Below are 1,807 nucleotides of genomic sequence, written 5' to 3' on the forward strand. Positions count from 1 at the left end.
TATGTCTCGGGATTTTGGCAAAAAACATGCCAAAACGCCTCGCGGGATACTACCTTCTGAATAGTTACTCGATTTTACTTTGCAGTCTCTCAAACGCTTCTCTGCTCTCTTTCCATGCCTTCGGTGTACCACCGATGATCGAGCAGCCTTCATGAAGCGTGATCGGACTTCCGTCGATCTGTGTGATCACACCTCCTGCCTCTTCCAGGATCACGGAGGCCGCCGCATAATCGTATGGCTGAAGCTTAAGTTCCAGATAAACCGTATTGCTTCCGGATGCTGCACGACAGAGTCCCAGCGCTGCGGAACCACCGCAGCGGATAGAAAGGCTGTTCTGGAACATCTCTTTCACCACGCGGAACAGCCAGTCTATACCGGCCTCATTATACCGTGCACAACCAAATTCAACAATTCCCTCTGTCACGGATTTATCTGCGAGATAAAGCCGTCTGCCATTAAGATAGCTTCCTTTACCACGAATTGCGACATACATTTCATTGATATATGGATGATAGACAAAACCAGCGATCATCTTCTCCTTATGAGCCAGACCTACGGAGATGCAGCTGTGATGATAATCAAACATAAAGTTCGTCGTGCCATCGATCGGATCTATGTAAAAGGTAAATTCACCTTCTGCCTCCGCACCCGCGTTGCCCTCCGTATCTTCCTCGCCAAAGAAAGCCGCCCCCGGCAGGATTTCACTGAAACCTCTGATCAGGAATCTCTGTATTTCCATATCATAGTCCGTGCAGAAATTTGCCAGTCCCTCTTTCTGGTGAACCATGGCATCCGACGGTCTTGCCCTGACCATTTTCTTTCCGGCATCGCGGATCAGGCGCTCAATCGCACGATATCTTGCATCCATTCGTTCCTTCGAATCTTCTTTGATCTCAGGTGTGGCATTTTCTCCCATTGCTTCCGATACAGAACAATCCATGGACGGATTCTCCTGCATTTCATATGTGCCGAAAGATTTCTGCTCCTCATCCGCGGATCTCCACGGCGTTACATCCCAGCCGCCAAACCTGCGGATCGCTCCCTCGATTTTTCGACGTACACGGTCAAAGCCCCAGTACCAGATACCACCGAGGAGTCCACCAACGGTATTAAAGAACAGATCTGTAAGCTGAAAGGTTCCAAGCTTGAAGAACAGCTGGCTGAACTCTATTCCAAGGGAAAACAGAAAACTGATCTTAAAGCTTAAAATCAGCACATCCTGAATACTTTTTTCTTTGAAATGTTCTTTCTCTTCTCCTGCCCAGAGCAGCAGAACCATAAAAGGCAGAAAGAGAACAAGATTCTCAAAATTCTCTGTATAAAGATTTCCATCATTATATAATCCCCAGATACCAAGCACATGATCGAGCGGATTTCCCCAGATGCTCCGGCACAAAATTGTCCGAAACAACATCATTCCAACATAAAATGCCAGAAAGAAATGCCGTCTGAACCAGGCACTTGTCTGGAAATTCCGGATCCATGCCCGAACCACCGGACCGGCTCCCTGCTTTCGTCCAAGCATATAAACACACATGACAAGTGCAGCCAGCAAAAGGGATGCACCTGCCGTCTGATAAAAAGCAGCCAGTATATCTGCAAGGATTTTTACAACAATTTCCATAATATTTCACCTCCATTTATTCATGCACAATAATTTGCGTTCAACCTGAGTCTTTATTGCAATGCTTTTCTTGTCAGTTCATAACTGTTCAGTACCCCCACAGTTATGAGTCAAAATGCATTCCAAATCACCTTCGGTGATGGCATTTTGCCTTGTATGTCTCGGGATTTTGGCAAAAAACAT

The 1,807-nt window shown here is 46.4% G+C and carries 1 protein-coding gene; it reads right to left on the reverse strand.

What is annotated here, in order from left to right; genetic code table 11:
* Window positions 1-64: 64 nt before the first annotated feature.
* The gene (locus GT674_RS16725; RefSeq protein ID WP_161286681.1) at window positions 65-1,624 is read right to left on the reverse strand and encodes an inositol monophosphatase family protein; all 1,560 of its coding nucleotides are present in this window, start codon (window positions 1,622-1,624) and stop codon (window positions 65-67) included.
* Window positions 1,625-1,807 lie beyond the last annotated feature (183 nt).

The sequence above is a fragment of the Blautia sp. BIOML-A1 genome, from assembly GCF_009883055.1.
Taxonomy (GTDB): domain Bacteria; phylum Bacillota; class Clostridia; order Lachnospirales; family Lachnospiraceae; genus Blautia_A.

Bases quoted from the DNA above. Each gene is read 5' to 3' on its own strand.
- GT674_RS16725 (WP_161286681.1), bottom strand. From the start codon at position 1,624: ATGGAAATTGTTGTAAAAATCCTTGCAGATATACTGGCTGCTTTTTAT.